Annotated in this window: 21 protein-coding genes; all 21 read right to left on the bottom strand. The window is 62.8% G+C overall.

Annotated elements, in window-relative coordinates:
* Positions 1-8: 8 nt before the first annotated feature.
* Positions 9-608: a YmfQ family protein gene (locus tag J4E63_RS26125; RefSeq protein WP_060738955.1), complete on the bottom strand. Its 600-nt coding sequence runs from the start codon at positions 606-608 to the stop codon at positions 9-11.
* On the bottom strand, positions 596-1,636 hold the full coding sequence (locus tag J4E63_RS26120) for a baseplate J/gp47 family protein (protein WP_207283741.1): 1,041 nt from the start codon (positions 1,634-1,636) through the stop codon (positions 596-598). The genes J4E63_RS26125 and J4E63_RS26120 overlap by 13 nt, the downstream gene beginning before the upstream one ends.
* The gene (locus J4E63_RS26115; RefSeq protein WP_072387841.1) at positions 1,626-2,024 is read right to left on the bottom strand and encodes a phage GP46 family protein; all 399 of its coding nucleotides are present in this window, start codon (positions 2,022-2,024) and stop codon (positions 1,626-1,628) included. Before J4E63_RS26115 ends, J4E63_RS26120 begins: the two co-directional genes overlap by 11 nt.
* Entirely contained in the window at positions 2,024-2,533 is a 510-nt protein-coding gene (locus tag J4E63_RS26110) for a phage baseplate assembly protein V (RefSeq protein ID WP_072410595.1), read from the bottom strand. The genes J4E63_RS26115 and J4E63_RS26110 overlap by 1 nt, the downstream gene beginning before the upstream one ends.
* Before the next feature lie 532 nt (positions 2,534-3,065).
* Positions 3,066-4,106, bottom strand: a complete 1,041-nt coding sequence (locus J4E63_RS26105; protein ID WP_207283740.1) for a phage baseplate assembly protein — start codon at positions 4,104-4,106, stop codon at positions 3,066-3,068.
* Between the two features lie 3 nt (positions 4,107-4,109).
* Entirely contained in the window at positions 4,110-5,348 is a 1,239-nt protein-coding gene (locus J4E63_RS26100; protein ID WP_207283739.1) for a DNA circularization protein, read from the bottom strand.
* Positions 5,335-6,909 carry a phage tail protein gene (locus tag J4E63_RS26095; protein ID WP_207283738.1) on the bottom strand — a complete coding sequence of 525 codons (1,575 nt, stop codon included), beginning with the start codon at positions 6,907-6,909 and terminating at the stop codon, positions 5,335-5,337. Before J4E63_RS26095 ends, J4E63_RS26100 begins: the two co-directional genes overlap by 14 nt.
* A 130-nt stretch (positions 6,910-7,039) precedes the next feature.
* Positions 7,040-7,336 carry a phage tail assembly protein gene (locus tag J4E63_RS26090; RefSeq protein WP_045155211.1) on the bottom strand — a complete coding sequence of 99 codons (297 nt, stop codon included), beginning with the start codon at positions 7,334-7,336 and terminating at the stop codon, positions 7,040-7,042.
* Complete coding sequence (locus tag J4E63_RS26085) at positions 7,333-7,680, bottom strand: phage tail tube protein (RefSeq protein WP_003198314.1); 348 nt, start codon at positions 7,678-7,680, stop codon at positions 7,333-7,335. Before J4E63_RS26085 ends, J4E63_RS26090 begins: the two co-directional genes overlap by 4 nt.
* Positions 7,681-7,747: 67 nt before the next feature.
* Positions 7,748-9,244 carry a phage tail sheath subtilisin-like domain-containing protein gene (locus tag J4E63_RS26080; RefSeq protein ID WP_207283737.1) on the bottom strand — a complete coding sequence of 499 codons (1,497 nt, stop codon included), beginning with the start codon at positions 9,242-9,244 and terminating at the stop codon, positions 7,748-7,750.
* Positions 9,244-9,426, bottom strand: a complete 183-nt coding sequence (locus tag J4E63_RS26075; protein ID WP_003198311.1) for a DUF2635 domain-containing protein — start codon at positions 9,424-9,426, stop codon at positions 9,244-9,246. Before J4E63_RS26075 ends, J4E63_RS26080 begins: the two co-directional genes overlap by 1 nt.
* Positions 9,423-10,007: a hypothetical protein gene (locus J4E63_RS26070; RefSeq protein ID WP_092165891.1), complete on the bottom strand. Its 585-nt coding sequence runs from the start codon at positions 10,005-10,007 to the stop codon at positions 9,423-9,425. The genes J4E63_RS26075 and J4E63_RS26070 overlap by 4 nt, the downstream gene beginning before the upstream one ends.
* Before the next feature lie 133 nt (positions 10,008-10,140).
* Positions 10,141-11,157, bottom strand: coding sequence for a contractile injection system protein, VgrG/Pvc8 family (locus tag J4E63_RS26065; protein WP_207283736.1), 1,017 nt, complete (start codon positions 11,155-11,157; stop codon positions 10,141-10,143).
* A 9-nt stretch (positions 11,158-11,166) separates the two neighbouring features.
* A complete protein-coding gene (locus J4E63_RS26060) occupies positions 11,167-11,379 on the bottom strand; it encodes a tail protein X (RefSeq protein ID WP_058542798.1) in 213 nt (70 codons plus the stop codon).
* Positions 11,372-11,755, bottom strand: a complete 384-nt coding sequence (locus tag J4E63_RS26055; RefSeq protein WP_207283735.1) for a phage tail protein — start codon at positions 11,753-11,755, stop codon at positions 11,372-11,374. Before J4E63_RS26055 ends, J4E63_RS26060 begins: the two co-directional genes overlap by 8 nt.
* The gene (locus J4E63_RS26050) at positions 11,755-13,767 is read right to left on the bottom strand and encodes a phage tail tape measure protein (protein ID WP_259334249.1); all 2,013 of its coding nucleotides are present in this window, start codon (positions 13,765-13,767) and stop codon (positions 11,755-11,757) included. The genes J4E63_RS26055 and J4E63_RS26050 overlap by 1 nt, the downstream gene beginning before the upstream one ends.
* A gap of 179 nt (positions 13,768-13,946) precedes the next feature.
* Positions 13,947-14,522: a phage tail assembly protein gene (locus J4E63_RS26045; protein ID WP_207283733.1), complete on the bottom strand. Its 576-nt coding sequence runs from the start codon at positions 14,520-14,522 to the stop codon at positions 13,947-13,949.
* 152 nt (positions 14,523-14,674) lie between these two features.
* Entirely contained in the window at positions 14,675-15,181 is a 507-nt protein-coding gene (locus J4E63_RS26040) for a phage major tail tube protein (RefSeq protein WP_207283732.1), read from the bottom strand.
* Positions 15,181-16,347: a phage tail protein gene (locus J4E63_RS26035; RefSeq protein WP_207283731.1), complete on the bottom strand. Its 1,167-nt coding sequence runs from the start codon at positions 16,345-16,347 to the stop codon at positions 15,181-15,183. The genes J4E63_RS26040 and J4E63_RS26035 overlap by 1 nt, the downstream gene beginning before the upstream one ends.
* Before the next feature lie 2 nt (positions 16,348-16,349).
* Complete coding sequence (locus J4E63_RS26030) at positions 16,350-16,559, bottom strand: hypothetical protein (RefSeq protein WP_207283730.1); 210 nt, start codon at positions 16,557-16,559, stop codon at positions 16,350-16,352.
* Between the two features lie 103 nt (positions 16,560-16,662).
* Positions 16,663-17,091 carry a phage tail assembly chaperone gene (locus tag J4E63_RS26025; RefSeq protein ID WP_207283729.1) on the bottom strand — a complete coding sequence of 143 codons (429 nt, stop codon included), beginning with the start codon at positions 17,089-17,091 and terminating at the stop codon, positions 16,663-16,665.

Below are 17,091 nucleotides of genomic sequence, written 5' to 3'. Positions count from 1 at the left end.
TCTACTCCCTAGTCATAATTGATGTGAACCTTGGTATGCGCCGGTGCACTGCGGTGAATCAGGCATTCCAGGGCCGAGCCCGGATTGACGCCAAAACGCTCCCCCCAATAGCTCGCACCAAAACGCCGCCCCAGCAGCAGCCGACCACCGGTATTGAGGGTCCACATGAACTGCGCCTGCCAGGTGCCAAAATGCGCTTCGCCGAACCGTGCGCGGCCCATGCGCGGCGCCTTCAGTTCGGTGATGGTGGCGTTGGGGTAACCCTGGCTCTTGGCGATTTCCACGTAATAGGCAATGGCTTGGCTGCCCACCGCCAACAACCGTCGGCGCACCGCCAGACGGCGATCGTCATACAACGGCGTGGCCCCGAGGCACGGATCCGGCAGGTTCATCACCCGCTCCCAGTCCGGCACCAGCTCACTCACGCCCGCCGGGTCCATCTCGTTGAGCAGGTCGGCGGCACGGGCGTCGAGGCGGGCCAGTTCCTGAGCGATGCCTTGCAGCACGTCGTCCAGTTCCGGCACGCGCTCCGGATCCCACGCCGGGCCGCTGGGCAGCAGGCTGCGCAGTTGGGCCTGGTACTGTTCGGCGGTTCTTATTCCAGCCATGTGCAGCCTCCGAACGTCAGCAACTGGTTGCTGGCGGCGACGACATCGGCGACTGGCGCACTGAGTTTGTGGTCGGTTTCGCCGGTGGCGCTGCTGATGGCTTCAGCGATATGACTTAGCAACAGCGTTTCGCCGAGGCCGGCTTCACGGTTATGCAAGTCGCGCAGTTGGGCCTCGATGGCCGCCCGCACGGCGCTGGTGTCCGGCATGATGCGCAGCCTGTAGTTGACCGGAACCTGCGTCGGCGCCAGCACGTGCAGCTCGGCGGTCACCGGGCGCAAGGGCTCGATGTAGGCCCGCACCTCTTCCAATTGCTCGGCGTTGGGGATCGGTTGTGAGTCGTCGTCCCGCATCACGAACAAGCCGACGGTGCCTGGTCCCAGGTAGCTGCCACGACACCACGCACGGGTGATGCCGGGGCATTCCAGGGCCCAGGTTTCATAGTCCTGGGCCGAACCGCCGTGGGGGATGATGCGATAGGAACGGATCACCCTGGCCCGCAGGGACTCAAGACTTTCCCTGGCAACACCGCCGGTCAGCCCCGGCGCCAGCACGGTGAAGCGATTGCCGATGCCAAGAAGCGGCTGCACCGGTGTCAGCACCAGGCCGGCATCGGCATTGCCCAGGCTACCGGCCTCCAGCGCCGCGACGGTGGCGGTGTTCAGGCCATTGCTGGTGGTGCGGGCGGTGGTCACTTTATAAGTGCGGCCATCGGTCGATTGCAGCAGCGTATCGACATCCAACACGGCACCGGCCGTAGCGCTGAAGCTGACATTGCCGCTGGCCACTTGGGCCGCTTTGCGCGCCTGGTTCAGGCGCAGGGCGGCGATGCGTTCCAGGGTGGACTCATCGGCTTTGTCCGGCAGGATCTGCTCGGCGATCCAGTCCAGGTAGCCATACAGGCCGTAGGCGGCGCCGCCAAGGGTGCGGGCCAGCACTTGGGCATCGGACTGGCGCAGCGAATCGCTGGCCAGGTCGCTTTGGGCGCGTTTGATCAGCACCGGCAGCGAAGGGGTTTCAAACGGCATAGGTCACCTGCCAACTGTTATCGGGGTTGATATCCAGGCGCTCGCCGTCGGCCAGGGTCAGGACCGTGCGCAGGTTCAAGCGCTGGGCGTCGAGGCGTTCGCTGATGATGTCGATGGCGCTGCAGTGGCCGTCATCGATCAGCCATTGCAAGGCTTCGCGGGCATAGAATTCGGCGTCGAGCTGGGTCTGGCGGGTCAGCTTGACCCGGCGCAACAGCCACAGCCGCGAGCCGATGCGGTCGTCGGCAACGGTAGGAAAGGTGTCGCCCCACCAGCCGAAACGTTCGTCATCGTCGACAGCATCGTCGTCAGCGGCGCGGCGCCAGGTGAACAGGCTGATCAGTACCGAGCGGGTCAGCGCGGCGTGCAGGTTCTGGCTGATGAACATCATTGGCCTCCCGCCGGCGCGCCGGTCTGGCCGTTGCCGGCCTGTACGCCGACATGCACATGTTTGATCTGGCTGATGCCGCCGGCGATCTGGTCGCCTTGGGAGACGATCTTGCCGGTGTGGTTGATGACCGGGCTGTCGATGTTCACCGCGCTACTGGCGCGAATGTTCAGGGTTGCAGTCTCGATGTCGATGACACGACCGCGCTTGAAGTGGAGCTTGTCGCCTTCGTCGGTGTAGAGCGCCACTTCGCCGGGGGCCAGGGCCTGGAGACGGAAGCGGCGATCGGCGACCACCAGGACCACGGCATGGGAGCGGTCGCCCCCCAGGAACGTGGCAATGCCCTCGGCACCGGCCAGCGGGTTGCTGGTGAAGCCGTAGGGTTCGAAGTGCTCCATGTCGTCGTTCACTTCGCCGGCGGTGAGGCGCATTTGCAGCGACTGCAGCTTGGTGGCCGAATTGGCGAGCACGACAGTGCCGCGCGCCAGGAGGCGGGTCAGTAGGCTCATTGAGGTTTCCTTGAGAATCGGGGACTTGAACGCGGTGTTCGGATCAACATCTCTGTTGGCTGCACCACCGCCATCGCGAGCAAGCTCGCTCCCACAAGGGATTTGTGGTGGGCGGACACTTTGGGGGCGCTCTCGAAACACTGTGGGAGCGAGCCTGCTCGCGATAGCGGCAGCACATCCAACATCCATGCAAGCTGACCCACCGCCATCGCGAGCAAGCTCGCTCCCACAAGGGATTTGTGGTGGGCGGACACTTTGGGGGCGCTCTCGAAACACTGTGGGAGCGAGCTCGCTCGCGATAGCGGCAGCACATCCAACATCCATGCAAGCTGACCCACCGCCATCGCGAGCAAGCTCGCTCCCACAAGGGACTTGTGGTGGGCGGACACTTTGGGGCGCTCTCGAAACACTGTGGGAGCGAGCTTGCTCGCGATAGCGGTAGCACATCCAACATCCATGCAAGCTGACCCACCGCCATCGCGAGCAAGCTCGCTCCCACAGGGAATCTGTGGTGGGCAGGCATCGGTGGGGTTCAGGGTTTTGGCGGTACCGGGTTGGCGTCGAAGGTATGCGGCGGCGCGACTTGCAGGGTGGTGACGGAGCCTTGTGCCGACAGCGAGTACGTCACTTTGGAAATCAACATGTCACCGTCGAACCCCAGCACCGGGTCGATCACCCGTACCAAGGTGTTGTGCCGCCACAAGTCACCATTGGCCTGGCGCCAGCCTTGCACGCGGTAGGTGGTGGTCAGGGCCTTGCCGGCGCGAATGGCGCTTTCCCAATCGGCCCGTTGCTGGGCCAGTTCGAAGGTCAATTGCGCGCTCTCGCTGATCACCGTCACCCGCTTGCGCTTGAAGCCCAGATCGGTGGCGGTGCCAGAAACTTCACTCACCGCCGCCCCACTCTGCTGATCATTGCCCTTGTGCTGGCCGATGACCCGATATTCGGAGAACACCTGGCTATAGTCCATCGGTGCGTTGCCCGACAGAATGTTCTTGCCCAGCTCCAATACATCACTGGCCCGCCCACCGCTGCCGGGTTTGGCCAGCAACACACGTCCTTGTGCGTCGTCGGTGGAGAACACTCGGAACAACGTCAGCAAACGGTCGATGGATTGAAAGACCGTTTCCCCCGGCACGATGCTGTGTTCGCTCAACCGAGCGGTTTCAGGGATCTCGCTGACGACCCCCACGCCGTATTGCGATGCCAGGGCCTGGACGATGCTCAGCAGCGTTTGCCCGCGCCATTGAGTCGGGCGGTTGATCGCGGCGCAGTCCACCAGGTCCTGGGTCTTGGAGCCACCTTCGATGCTCAGGCTGATCTGTCGACCGTCATAGCTGACCGGTGCCTTGAACACATAACCGCTGAGGACCAGATCGGCACCAATGCGCACCTGGCATTCATCGCCCGGACGGATTGGCACGGCTTGGGTCTGCCCCGGCCATTGCCAAGTGATGTCGAGTTTGAAGGTGCGAAACTGGCGCTCCAGGTCCGCACTGATTTCCACGCTTTTCCAGCCGCCGTAATCCAACCCGCCGACAGTAAGCGAGACAGCGTTGTCGAGCTCGTTCATGGCTTACTCCCCCGAGACTTTCAGGTCATTGGGCGGCAGGAAACCAGGATGGGCGACGCCGTTACGCTGGGTCACCTCCGTCACCCGGGTGGCATCGGCGAATTGCTGATACGCCACCACCAGCGCCGGCAGGCTTTGCTTGAACGACAGGTTGATCAGCCTGACACCCGAAGACGCCACCGCCGTCAGGTGCGCGGCCATTTGCTGGCGCAGGTTGTTCATCGCCTGGTAGTGCTCCGGATCAGCCTTGAGGGAGGCCTGCCAGATGACATCGTTGAGGGCATCGCGCAGGGCCAGCACATCGTCGGCCACCGGTACGTCCCGGCGCTGGACCGGTTGCACGGCCTGTTGCGCCACCGACGGCGTGGCACCCAACGTGACCGCAGGCGCTGCTACCGGCATCGCTGCAATCCATTGCGCGGCCTGCACCAACAGCGTGTCCTGCACCAGGTCGGCCACGGCCTGGGCCGCCGCCGTGGTGTCCTTGCCCGTCGTGAGTTTGGGCGCATCGGCCTTGCGAATGGCCTCCACCTGTTGCGACACGCTGGCAATCACGCCGCGATAGCCGTCACGGGCAAAGTCCTTCAGTTCTCGAATATCGCCCAGCAACCCCTTGAACTCGGCCACCACCTCCTTGGGCAACGCTTTCACCGCCTTGACCAGATCGCTGAGTTGCCGATAGGTCTCGATCAACGGCTTGAGCTCCTGCTCTATCACACCGTAGATATCCTTGAGGCTATTGCGCAGGTCAGCGATGCCGATCCGTGCGGCCTTGATCAAGGTCATGGCGTCTTCGAAGCGCCGCACCGCCGAACCGAGGAAGCTGTCGGCCGAGACCAGCAACAGTTTCTGGCTGTTGATCGTCGCCGAAGGGAATTGCAGCGGCTGGTCGGGGTAGAACTTCAGGGCGAACGTCACCAACCCGCCGTCCTGACGGGTCTGGGTCATGTCGCACTCGCCGACCTTGACCTGCAGGCGCCCCAGCCACGGGTGCACCAGTTCACCGCTGCCCTGCTCCAAGGCCTTGAGCAGCTTGTCGCGCTGCTCCAGGCAATCGGGGCCGACGATGAACGCCGTCAGCTCATGAATCTTCGCCTGCTGGCCGAGCCCCTCGAAAAACGGCTGGTCACGCTGTGGATATTCATGCAACTGGCCTTTGTGGCCGACCGGGGTTTTCGCCTGGTCGACCCAGAACCCGACGCCTCGAAACGACGCCGGCAACAAACGATCACGCCAGCTCATTGGAGCCTCCTGTGGACAGTGAGCGATAGCCGATGCGCGAACTCACCGCCAGGGCCGGTTGATTGGTCTGTGGTGGGTCGGCGCGTAACCCGGCCGGCGCATTTTCGAAACGCACGGTCAGGCCGCCTTCGAGTTGCGTACGATTGTTCGCGGCGCTTTGTTGCACCAGGGCGCTGGAGGTTTGTGGCAAGGTACCCGGCGCCAGCGAGGTCTTCGCCGGAACGTTGGCGGAGGCTGGCGCCAGGCTGGACGACAGGCCCGGAGGCTGCTCGCTGGCCGCGCCAAAAAACGCCGGCGCCAGCTCACCTTTGCCTTCGGCGTTGGTGGCGCGCTGCGCCTCGGTCAAGCCCTCGACCTTAGCGGTGAACGAGGTGATCATCTCGCCGAAGCCGCCGTTGAAAAATGCCTTGATCGGCGCGATCACCGCCTGCAACTCGTTCCACCACTGGCTGAACCACTCGCCCACCGGCCCCCACTGCTTGACGAGACCCTCGATGGGTGACCAGTCGAACAGGCCGCTGAACACCGCCAGCATGATTGACACCTGGTTGCGCACGCCCTCCCAGATCCCGGCGAAGACTTCACCGATCGTGCCCCAGTTGGCCATGATCAGTCCCAACGGCGTCCAGTCGAACAGGCCTTTCAAGGCGTCCATCACCGGCACGGTCAAGGCCCTGAGCAGGTCCCAGATCGCCGCGAACAAACCGGTCAGGGGCGCCCAATTGGCAACGATCAAGCCCAAGGGCGACCAGGCGAACAGCGTCTGCATGAAACCGATGACCGGCGTTGCCGCCGCCACGATCACATTCCAGAGGGCGCCAAAAAAGCTGCTGATCGGCCCCCAGTTGCTGATCACCTGCCCCATCGGGGTAAAGGCGAACATCGTCTTGAAGAACTCGACCATCGGCAGGACAATCGGCGCAAGCCTCTGCCAGAGCCCGGCGAAGAACGCTGAAATCGGCGCCCAGTGGGCAATGATCATCCCTGCCGCCAAGGCGATGCCCATGGCAATCAAACCGATGGGGTTCATCTTCAAGGCCAGGTTCACCACTTCGAACGCCTGGCTCGCGCCGCTGACCGCCATCTGAATCGCGTTGAACGCCACGACACCATTCGCCAGGCCCTGTACCAGTTGCGGGTTGTCCTGCAGCACCTGGGCCACGCCGCTGACCATGGGCTGCAAACTGACCGCCACCGCGTTGACCGCAGGTCCCAAGGCCGAGCCGAACTGCACCGACACGTTACTGATGGAAGTCTTCAATCCATCCAGGTTCTGTGCCGCCATACGGGACGCTTCAGGGGCCTGGCCGGCGCTGGCCGCCGCGCTCGCGGTGCCCGCTTCGTCCTTGAAGGCCAGCGCCGACTTGAGCCCGTCCATAAAGGGCTGGGCCAGGCCGCCGCTGGGCAGCAGACCGGAAATATCCAGGCTGCCCAGGCCCGTGGCGTCGAGGTTCTGCTTGAAACTCGCGACCTTCGCACGAAGGCCGGCGAGCTTGGGTGACAGCTCGTCGATGCCTGTCAGCAGCACCGCCTTTCTCTCTACCTTTTGTGTGTCTGCCATCACTGCACCTGCTGCATCGCATTGATCCGTTGCGCGTGCTCCAAGGACTCGCGGAGCACATCCAGTGGCCTGGCCATCATCTGTTCGGGGTCAACCTTCCAGAACCAGGCCAGGTCATAGGCGGCGGCGATCAGGTCGCCGATGGCTGCGACGCCGCACTCATGAAAAAACTCGCGACGGCCCAGCTCAGGGCGTTGAGGTCAGCCAGGTCCAACTGGTTGACCGACGACGGCGGGATGCCGGCGCACACCGCGATGTATTTGGCCGCGACGTCCATGTCCAGGCTCACCTCCTCGCTCTTGTCGATCTTGTAGGGCAGTGCTTTGATCGCCCGGACCTCTTGCACCGTCGGACGGCGCAGGGTCAGTTCGCTCAGCGGCTCGCCATGGGCCTCGATGGCCACGCGCAGCGTCACGACATCGGTCATTGCCAGGTCCCCTTGATGCCTTCGAATTTCAGTTCGATGGTGGCGTCGTCGCCCTTGGACACCGGCTCTTCCACCAGGTAGGCGCCGGCCAGCACGTAGACCTTGCCGTTGTTGAATTCACAAGTGACGGTCATATCAGTGCCGGCGACCAGTTGCTTGAGCGGGAAGTCCGCGGTGTGCAGGGCCGTCACCTTGAAGGACGGGGCGATGTCGGTTTCCTTGTAGAAACCCGGTACGACGGTTTCGCGTTTGGTGAACATCAGTGGTGCTTCGCAGCCGCCATTGATGGTCAGTTGAGCGCCGTCCACTTTGACGTAGCAGGTGCCCGCAATCAGTTGACCCATGGTGTTTCTCCCTTCAAATAAAAAGCCCACGCAAGGTGGGCTGAATGCATGCGACCGAGTGCAACCGTCAGGCGGCGGCGTCGTATTGCAGGCGGAATTGGTTGAGCAGCGCGAACACCCGCAGGCCGTTGATGTAGTCCGGTGGGAACAGCACATTGACCCGGCTCGGGTCCTGGCTGTCACGCTCCACAACCAGGTGTTCGGCGAACAGCTCGGCGTTTTCCACGTGGCCTTCCAGTTCGAGCTTGGCGTATTGCGCGATCAGCTCGCCGCGGATGGTGCTCGGGGTCACGATGGGCTGGCCGGCGCCGAAACGGGTGCCGTCGGAGGCCAGTTTGTGGCGACCGTACTTGCTGGTGATCACGCTTTGCAGGCGGCGGACGATGAACGCCGACTGGTGCATGGTTTCGCTGTCCAGGTAGGAGTTGTCAGCCTGGCCGAAGGCATTCTTCTGATACGTGGTGATGGAACGCTGGATGCGTACGTAACCACCTTCGTAATACGCCGTGGCGATGCCGTAGTTGAGCAGCGACTGGCGCTCGGTCAGGGTGAAACGCTCGCTGGCCGGTGCCGGGTCCAAGCCTGGCAGGCTGCCGCTCTGGGTCGGACGGCTGGCGTCGGCGGAGATGAACACCGCCGTGCGAGCCGCCAAGGCCGCGGCCTGGACCCAGAACGGTTGCGGTACGCCCAGCTCCAGGGCCTGGAGGGTCATGTGCTGGTCGTTGCGCGCCTGCCCGGCGGCAACCAGGGTGCCAATGGTGCCGCGCTTGGCGCTGTAGACATGGCCGAACAACTGCTTGGCCCAGGACCAGCGGCCGGTGTTGTCGTCCATGACCGCTTGCCAGGTGTTGAGGCTCGCCACGTCGGACCAGGGCATGGCGATGAACTCGAAAGGCTCGTCGCCCAGGGCCGCGACGGCAGCGGTCTGGTCCGGCACGCCGGCGCCACCGGTCATCGCGGTGATGGCGGTGGTCAGTCCCGCCGGGGTGTCTTCGCCATTGCTCTTGCCCAGGCGATTGAACTGCAGGCTGATGTCGTTGCCACTGTCGCCGGTCCATTTGGCGCTGAGGGTCACGACGCCTTCGGCGGCCGCAGCGGTCACCGGCAGGTCGGCGGCGGCGTTGATTTTCAAGGCCAGCGCAGTGGCGGCCTGGGCCGCCGTGGCACCGTTGACGATGGCGGCCTGGACGCGCACACCGCCGACGTACAGGTTGAGCACACCGCTTTCAGTCGCGGTGCCGGTGAAGGTCAGCACGCCCTTGGCAACGGCACCTTCGACGTTGTGCAGCGGCAGGCACCAGATTTCGCCGAGCGGGTCGGTCTTGCGCCAGGTTTCGTACATCGAGGCAAGCATCGAGCCTTGCCCGCCGATGTTCTTGGCCAGCGCGACGCTGGACACCAGCACCAGCTTGCCGACATCGGCCGGAGCGACATTGTCGTTGACCTGGGCGACGATCAACCGGCGCATGGCCGATGACGCGCTATTGGCGGCCGAGTTGTCCATTTCGGCGTAGAACAGCGGAACACGAATGTCCGCGGGAATGTTACTGAATCCGATCGCCATTACTTGGCTCCCTGTGGTTTGGCCGCTTTCACGGCTTTGGTAGTGATATCGCCATCGGCCAGACGTCGACGCCACCAGGCGTTGTCCGGCACTTCACGGCCCTCGAGGGGCAACAGATCGCCCGCTTCCGGGTCCGGTACGGCACGGCCCGGGGCCGGCAGCACGGTGATGCGTTTGCTCATGGGGTTACGTCTCCAGAGAAAGTCAGTTCCACGCGCCCGTCGGGGCCGGGACGTTTCAGGTTGGGGTCCGCCGGGTCGATGGCATCGACCCGCACGGTGGCCCCGGTAAAGGACGACAAGCCGTCCAGTTCACGCTCGTGCCAGCTTTCGGCAGGCTGGCTCGCCAGATTGCGGCCCAGCTGGAACTCGGCGAAAAAGCGCAGCCGGTACGACACCCGGCTGCTGTTGATGGAAACCAGTTCGCTGCCGTCGTACTCGACGCCGGTGTACTCAGCGCCCGGCTTGAACCCCACCAGCGCCCGCCACAGTTCGGCCCGCAGGTCGTGCAACAGATCCAGCGCTTTTGTCGCGTCAGTGGCGTCGAGCACCAGCACGGCATCGAAGCGATCACGCACCGCTTGCAGCGTGACGTTCTGAGCCGCGTTCTTGCTGGCGATGTCGGCGGTGGGCAGGACATAAGCGCAGGGGGTTTGCAGCGGGGTCTCGGCTTGCAGCGTGGCGAGGTCAAAACCTGCGGCCACACGCTGGGCAAGCGTCGGACATTGCTCACGCAACTGCGTGAGGATCGGTGTGATCTTCATGGGGGGGACTCCAGTATCTGAAGGTGCGAGTCTCCCCTGTGGGAGCGGGCTTGCTCGCGAAAGCGGTGGGTCAGGCAGCATTGATGTCGGATGTGCTGGCGTCTTCGCGAGCAAGCTCGCTCCCACAGGGGGGTCAGAGCTTGGCGTCCAGGCAGGTTGCATCAATCAAGCAGCGATAGCTTTTTTCCCGGTCGCCACTGGCGGTGACCTTGTCGATCGACCAGCGACCGCGCATGAAATCCGGCCAGGAGGGATCCAGCAGGACGATGCCCTCGGCAGACAGCCCCGGGTTACCCGGGCACTCGATCGTCACCTTGAGCGCTTCGCGCAGCATCCGACGTACCTCGCCTTCACCGGCGGCGCGGGCATCGGCGGCGCTCTGGAAGCGCTGGCGCAGGGTCTTGAACGGCGCGATGCCGCTCTCCTCGACCTGCAGCTTGCCCGCCGCCGCATCCCACCAGCGGGTCTTGCAGCCTTGGTACTTGGCCCGGGCACCTTCATCCAGCTTGGCCGAAATGAAGGCGTGGTCGCCCGGGCGGTTGTTGGTCGTCACCGACAGTTTCATTTCGGGCAAAACTTTGCCCGACAACGACTTCGCCTGGCCGCGCCGGGCCAGCACATACAGTTCGTTGACCGGCTTGGCGACGGCGTCATACCGGTGGGCCAGACGCGTGAGGAAACCCATGTCGGTTTCATTGGACTGGTCGATGTGCTCGATCTTGATCAGCGACAGGTCCGGCGCCACCCGCGGGGAAAACCCGTGCCTGGAGGTCAACTGACGAAACAGCGCCCCCAGGGTCGTCGGGCCATGGCTGACGGATCGGCGTTGCTTGAACCCGGTCTGGTCCGCCGCGCTGAACGGCGCTGCCATGGCCACCAGCACGAGTTGCAGGGGAAACAGGAGCGGCGTGCGCCGGGTGATGACGAACTCGCCTTTGTCCACCAGACCCGACTCCAGATAGCCGACCCGCAGGCCAATCTTGCCGCCCAGGCTGGGCAACCCTTCAAGCCCGTCCAGGCTGATGGTGAGGGTCAATTGATCGGACTCGATACCCGCCGCATCGACATGCACCCACTTGAGCAGGCGTTCGTTGAGCAGCGCGGCGTTCGCGCCATAAATTTCCACCGCAGGCGTGAAACCCAATGACATGTCGCCTCCTTAATCCCAGGCCGAAACCGGTGGGGTTGCCACGGGCTTGAGGTCCACTTCCGGCAAGACAACCCATACGCCCGCCGGCAATACCGGGCCCCATTCAGCCAACCCCGGATTGAGCAACCAGAGCGCCTCCTCGACGATATCGTCACAACGCTCCAGCTCGCGGTACAGCAGCAGATTCACCGAATCACCGGCGATACTTCGAACCCTACGCATTGGCGAACTCCATCAATTCAACCACCCAGCCGACCACCATCGCCGTGCCGTCATCGATGATTTCGGTCTGGGTTTCCGTGACCTTGTTGATCTGCCACAGGCCCCAGTTGCGGCCAATGCCATCGACCAACGGCAGAGGGATGCGCCGCGCCTGCAATGCGCGCAGCTCATCGAGACGATCCATGGCGGTCGCGTACATCGACTTGCCCGTGATCGTCAGCCCTTGCAGCCCCTGGCCGATCTGGCTGGACTTGGGTTTGCTGGTGAGAATGTCGATGCTTTTCCAGCCACCGTCCGACGTGTGTACCAGCTGGTGGTACGCAAACTTTCTCGACAGCCCAAAGATGAAACTGCCGAGTGCCATTTGTTGACGCATCACGTACCTCCGTCGGTCAAGGCAGCGTCACTGCGCATGGCCAGTGAGCTGGGCATGGTCGTCAAACCAAATTGGCCCGAGAGCTGCTGCACGACCAGGTTGGCCAACTGACTGGCACTGGCCTGGTCCTGGCCGTTGATATAGATATTCGCGGTCATGGTGTTCTGCGCGATGGTGGTCTGGGCATTGGTCAGATCCTTGGCGGCTTGATCCGGAGGGGGGAGTTTGTCGGCGGGCGTGGCGAGTTTGTCACCCAGCCAGGCCCCCGACTCTCCACCGAGCCAGCTTCCTGCCAGTCCGCCAGCGACCGCACCGAGCGCTCCGCCAATAGCGGTGCCGATGACCGGCGCGAAAAAACTGCCCAATGTGGCGCCCGCAGTAGCCCCAGCCGAAGCCCCTGCCCAACCGCCGCCAGCACTGCCCAGGCCAGTCCCGACCTTACGGGCGTCGCCGTCCATGGCGCCGCCAACCACCTCGGGGACCGCGCTTAACGCGAACACGCCAGGTATCCAACGGGTAAGCGAGCGTAACGAGGCTATCGCGCCTCCCGAGGAAAGCGTGGAGCTTCCCACAGCCTCGGCATTCACGACGTTCGCAACGTTCGCAGTCCCCAAGACTCGCTTGGCCGCTTGACTACCCACCTCATCCCCGAGGGCTTTGAGCAGCATGCCCACCAGCGGTTTGATCGCGGCGGCAACCAGCACAATGGCAGCGGTGGCTTTAGGTGAGGACTCAGCCAATTCACTCATGCCATCCGCCAGCGAACCCAGCGCCTGAAGCGAGACATCCTCGACGGGCGCCAGGGCATTGCCCGTGGTCACCGATAGCCGCTCAGCACGCGCACTCAAGACGTTCAACTGACCTTGCCGAGTGTTCGACAGCGCCAACGCGTCCTGCCTCACCGAGCCCCCATTACCCAACTGCGATGTGGCGTACTGGGCTGGGTCTTTCACCTGTCCGAAGGCTTCATTCACATCGGCCAGTTTCTGCGCCATACGCAGCACCGCTTCATCACCGGTGCCAAACAACGTGGAGGCCAGCGCCGAACGCTTCTCGGCAGGTTGCGCGTTCAAAGCCGCCAGCACCGACATCACTGTGCCAGGCGCGGTGTCCTTGTCGCGCAAGCCGCTCGCCACCGCGTTCGGCTCCAGCCCCAACTGCTTCCAGGCCGTTTGTTCGGTGATAGAGGCCTGATCACCCTTGCCCATGGCAGTCGTGAAGGTATTGAGCGCTACGCTGGCTTCAGTTTGTTGCGAACCGGTATTGAGCAATGCCGCCGTCAACGCGGCGGCTTGCGCAGGGACTAGCCCCGCCGCCGTCGCCGCCGCACCGTCACGCTGCAAGACGGCGCCGATGTCACCCGCTTTCGCACCACCGGGAATCTTGCCCAGATGGTTGGAGGCATCCGCCAAGTCAAAGGCTTGAGCACCGCTGAGCTTCATGGAGGTGCGCCAGCCGACCATCATCTCGGCGACCTCCATGGCCGGCAGCCTGAATGCCGAGGCAGCGACGCCCGCATCACTGGCGAAGCGCAGCAGCTCGAACTGTCGATCCGAGGCATTGGGCAGATCGCTACCGATTCCGGCCTTGGCCGCCAGGCTTTCGATCCTCACCAGATCAACCGCTTGGGTCCCCCCTGCCGCCACTAGCGGAGCGATGGCGATCTGCTGAGTGGGCTCAGCCATTTCTTCGATCTGGCGAGGAGTAAACCGGGCAGCCTGCTTCAGATCGGCCATGGCCAAATCCATCGCTATTGCCGGTTTCAGCAGCTCCGGCGGTTCAATACTGCCGCCTGATTTACCCTTTGGCTCATTGGCCGACTCAGCCTTGACTGCGGCTCCCATTGGCCGTTGCGCCGATAGCTTCAAGGTCAATGATTCGATAGCCGTTGTCAGCAGACCGAGCTTGAGCCCGAGCGTTTCCAGCGCCAGATCGAGGCTCGCCAGTTGATCCCTGGCGAACGCGCCTTGCGCCGACACGCCACTGGTGAGGCTGGTATTACCGAACGCCAACCCACTCTCGTTGAAGGCTGCGTATTTGAGCGAATATCTATCGTCCGCCATCCCGCTCTACTCCTGTTTCACGCCAAGGCGAGTGATCGCGATGTCGTAGCGGCGCAAGGCCTTGCCGGCGTCCCACTCCAGGATTTCCGCCTCACTTACCGAGTAAATGAGCGGCACCACATCGAGGATCACTTCGATGTCGCGCTCCGAAAGAAGTCCGCCGGTTTGTTTAAAAAATCGTCGATGCGCACCTGCAACTGGGTCCAGTCGGGCACGGTCAGCCGGTCGAGATCGGGGATCATCAGACCGGTGCAATGGGCGGTGATGAACTCGGCGCGTTCCTTGGCCGTCTTCAGTTTTTTCATCGCCTTGGTGGCACGCAACACTGGCATTTCCAGGGTCAGTGAAGTCATGCTGCGGCCCGCGACGTCGAGCGGTTGCAGCAGCTGTACCTGGTCAGGGTCGACGGGTGCGCCGGCCACCTGTTCCAGGAAGTGGGACGTCGGACGGGTGGACATTTCATGCACGTACTGCGCAATGCTCACGTAGTCCGGGCGCTTGAGCTGGTCGAGTTCCTTGACCGACAGCCCGGTGGCCAGTTTGGCCAGTTCGAAGAACTGATCGTCTTCGTCATCGCCGGCGCGGGCCAGGGCGTCTTTTTGCGCGGCGTAGTACAGCGGCTTGAGTTGGAGTTGCTCGATCTGTGTTTCGTCGTCACCGGCGATCGGCGACAGCAAAACGTGAACGGGAGGCGTCCAGGACATGGAATCAGTTCCTTGATAAATCAGAGGACAACCTGTGGGAGCGAGCTTGCTCGCGATGACGTCGGATCAGTCAGCATCGATGTTGGCTGACACACCGCTATCGCGAGCAAGCTCGCTCCCACAGGGATTGGGTTCAACTGACGGGTATTCGTTTACGGCAACAGCACCGCACGGCGAGCATCGCCGAGGATGTCGACGCCGTTGAGCACGAACTTCTGGGTGCGCACGTCGATATCGATCACCGGGACGCCGTTTTCCAGGCGGTTGTAGGTGCGGCAGGACAGATCGAGGATGGTCTTGGGCTTCTCGTTCATTTTCAGCGTCGTTTCCTCAAGGGACTTCAACTTGCCGCCCACCGTGTGGTAAGTGAACCAGGTGTTGCCGTCCTGGTCCTGGCCGGCTTCACGCACATTCAGCAGAATGTCGTCGCCCACGCTCACGCCCAGCGCCAACATGATTTCCGGACCGAGGCCTTGCAGCGTCAGCTTGGCCGTCAGCGCTTTGCCGGCCTTGGCCATCTCCTCGCCAATGAAGCGGCCGCCACGCATCTCTTCCATCTCGAATTCGATCTTCGGCGGGGTGAACTCTTCCACGGTCGCCGACAACGGCAGGCCCTGCAGGGTGGCCGCGATGGCCTGTCTTACGCGGTTGGTAAACATTAGAGAACGTCCTCCAGGAACTGCTCGATGATTTCATCGCGGGCATTGAGTTGATAAATCATGTGTTCGTTCGGCGCGTAGCGGCCGTAGTCGATGACCACGTACCAGGTGCCGTTCTTGTACTTCTCGACGCTGTTCAATTCCGGGTGCAGGTACACGCTGCCGCCCGGGATGGTTTCGTCGGCGACCAGGGTTTGCAGCCAGTCGTTTATGCGCTTGACCTCCTGGTCCATGAACGACTTGGTCAGGTTCTTGGCCATGGCCTTCTGGCCGGCCTTCACCAGCTTGCGGCTGATGGCATCTTCCAGGCCGACGTAGCTGATGAACTTGCCGGTGATGGAACGGTTGCCCAGCAGCGAGAAGCCGCCGAGGATGGTCCGGGCGTAGTAGCTGACGCCGTAGCGGTTGAGCAGATCGCCTTCGGTGGAGGTGTCGAGGATGTTGTATTCGACGGTGCGGGAAACGTCTTCGGCGTAGGTGACCTGGTTGCCCGGGCTCTCCCATTGCTTGACCTTGGCGAGGGCGGCGATGGCCAGGCTCGACGGCGCCAGGAAGACGTTTTTCTTCGCGGCCTTGGAATACACCGCCGGCATGTTGTGCACCACCAGGCAACGGTCGAAACCAAGGTCCGCGCCGCCCAGTTCCTGGCTGTAGGTCACTTGATCGGCGACCGCGGCGTCCTTGCCATCGAGTACCACACGGGCCTTGATACGCTTGCCGAACGAAGCGAACTCGCTGGCCACGGCCTTGGTACCGGTAAAGCCTGGCGCGCCGATGATGGTCAGGTCTTCAGCGACCCCACTCAACGCGGCCAAGCCCAACTTGCGCCCGGTCTGCGCTTCGATGCCGCCGATCACGTTGTTCTGCGTGTCGGCCAGCGTGGCGCCCTCTTCGACGATAACCACGTACACCGGCACCTTGACTACCTTGAGGATCTGGTAGACGGCGTGGAACAACGTCCCCGCTTCGACACCGGTCGGGTCCAGCTGGGCCTGGGTGGTGAAGCTGTTGATACGGAACGGGGTGTTTTTCGGAATCAGCGGGTTGGCATTCGGCGCGGTGCCGACCAGCCCGATGACGTTGTCACCCAGGCCACCCATGGCCTCGGGAGATTCAGAGGCATTGACGGTAATGCCGTTGTGCTCGAAGTTCAAAACCTCAGCCATGGTTATTCAGCCTTCTTGGTGGCGGCCTTTTTGGCCGGGGTGGATGCAGAGGCCGGTTCACCAGCCTCGGTTTTTTTCAGCTCCAGGCGACCGGCGCTGCGCAAGGCATTGGCCTCGACGTCGAGCAGGTCGAGTTCCTGGCCGGTGGTCGACCAGTGACCACCGCCGATGGGGAATGGGAGGAGTACGGTGTAGGTTTGGCGTGGTGCCATTTTTTGGGTTCTCCAGATACGAAAAAGCCCCTTTTGAGGAAGGGGCTATTGGGTGTTGTCGGGTGTTTGACGGTTAAGAAAACGCCCCGTCGATGCGGGGCGTCTATTGAGTTTGTTTGGCGAGCCATGGTGGTGCGGTCGGCCGAAGCTCAGCACTGGGGAAAGTATCTGTTTGAGGCCAGTCCCGAAGCGCTTGGCGATAGGAGAGCAACTCAGGGAATTGCTCTACATTCAGCGTAGGAGCCAACCCTAAATCCTGTTCTTCACGGTGGCGTGCGACCAACCATTCGGTGCTTCGAATTTCCGAATCACGCCAGTCACGCTCGAATGCGATCATTTGATCAGGCGGTACAACCCGGTCAATCGCCTCTGGCCACCCATCGACAACCGCTATTTCTTTGCCTTGATCAATCTCATCTCTCAAAGCCCGGTAAGCCTCCTGGGTAAGTTCTACACATGCCTTCCCGACCGCATCGCCATAAGGCTCGCCGGGATAAAAGCCGCCCGTTTCGGCACAAAAAAATACAGTCAT

It is taken from the genome of Pseudomonas sp. FW300-N2F2, assembly GCF_017351655.1.
In the GTDB taxonomy this organism is placed as follows: domain Bacteria; phylum Pseudomonadota; class Gammaproteobacteria; order Pseudomonadales; family Pseudomonadaceae; genus Aquipseudomonas; species Aquipseudomonas fluorescens_AA.
Note: the sequence above shows the minus strand (reverse complement) of the source record. Positions and strands in the feature narration are given on the sequence as shown.

What these genes read in the sequence shown, in the direction of transcription:
- J4E63_RS26100 (WP_207283739.1), bottom strand. Translation starts at nt 5,348, where the DNA reads ATGAGCTGGCGTGATCGTTTGTTGCCGGCGTCGTTTCGAGGCGTCGGG.
- J4E63_RS26085 (WP_003198314.1), bottom strand. Translation starts at nt 7,680, where the DNA reads ATGGGTCAACTGATTGCGGGCACCTGCTACGTCAAAGTGGACGGCGCT.
- J4E63_RS26025 (WP_207283729.1), bottom strand. Translation starts at nt 17,091, where the DNA reads ATGACTGTATTTTTTTGTGCCGAAACGGGCGGCTTTTATCCCGGCGAG.
- J4E63_RS26080 (WP_207283737.1), bottom strand. Translation starts at nt 9,244, where the DNA reads ATGGCGATCGGATTCAGTAACATTCCCGCGGACATTCGTGTTCCGCTG.
- J4E63_RS26070 (WP_092165891.1), bottom strand. Translation starts at nt 10,007, where the DNA reads ATGAAGATCACACCGATCCTCACGCAGTTGCGTGAGCAATGTCCGACG.
- J4E63_RS26055 (WP_207283735.1), bottom strand. Translation starts at nt 11,755, where the DNA reads ATGCGTCAACAAATGGCACTCGGCAGTTTCATCTTTGGGCTGTCGAGA.
- J4E63_RS26075 (WP_003198311.1), bottom strand. Translation starts at nt 9,426, where the DNA reads ATGAGCAAACGCATCACCGTGCTGCCGGCCCCGGGCCGTGCCGTACCG.
- J4E63_RS26040 (WP_207283732.1), bottom strand. Translation starts at nt 15,181, where the DNA reads ATGTTTACCAACCGCGTAAGACAGGCCATCGCGGCCACCCTGCAGGGC.
- J4E63_RS26110 (WP_072410595.1), bottom strand. Translation starts at nt 2,533, where the DNA reads ATGAGCCTACTGACCCGCCTCCTGGCGCGCGGCACTGTCGTGCTCGCC.
- J4E63_RS26060 (WP_058542798.1), bottom strand. Translation starts at nt 11,379, where the DNA reads ATGCGTAGGGTTCGAAGTATCGCCGGTGATTCGGTGAATCTGCTGCTG.
- J4E63_RS26035 (WP_207283731.1), bottom strand. Translation starts at nt 16,347, where the DNA reads ATGGCTGAGGTTTTGAACTTCGAGCACAACGGCATTACCGTCAATGCC.
- J4E63_RS26045 (WP_207283733.1), bottom strand. Translation starts at nt 14,522, where the DNA reads ATGTCCTGGACGCCTCCCGTTCACGTTTTGCTGTCGCCGATCGCCGGT.
- J4E63_RS26095 (WP_207283738.1), bottom strand. Translation starts at nt 6,909, where the DNA reads ATGGCAGACACACAAAAGGTAGAGAGAAAGGCGGTGCTGCTGACAGGC.
- J4E63_RS26105 (WP_207283740.1), bottom strand. Translation starts at nt 4,106, where the DNA reads ATGAACGAGCTCGACAACGCTGTCTCGCTTACTGTCGGCGGGTTGGAT.
- J4E63_RS26120 (WP_207283741.1), bottom strand. Translation starts at nt 1,636, where the DNA reads ATGCCGTTTGAAACCCCTTCGCTGCCGGTGCTGATCAAACGCGCCCAA.
- J4E63_RS26125 (WP_060738955.1), bottom strand. Translation starts at nt 608, where the DNA reads ATGGCTGGAATAAGAACCGCCGAACAGTACCAGGCCCAACTGCGCAGC.
- J4E63_RS26090 (WP_045155211.1), bottom strand. Translation starts at nt 7,336, where the DNA reads ATGACCGATGTCGTGACGCTGCGCGTGGCCATCGAGGCCCATGGCGAG.
- J4E63_RS26065 (WP_207283736.1), bottom strand. Translation starts at nt 11,157, where the DNA reads ATGTCATTGGGTTTCACGCCTGCGGTGGAAATTTATGGCGCGAACGCC.
- J4E63_RS26115 (WP_072387841.1), bottom strand. Translation starts at nt 2,024, where the DNA reads ATGTTCATCAGCCAGAACCTGCACGCCGCGCTGACCCGCTCGGTACTG.
- J4E63_RS26030 (WP_207283730.1), bottom strand. Translation starts at nt 16,559, where the DNA reads ATGGCACCACGCCAAACCTACACCGTACTCCTCCCATTCCCCATCGGC.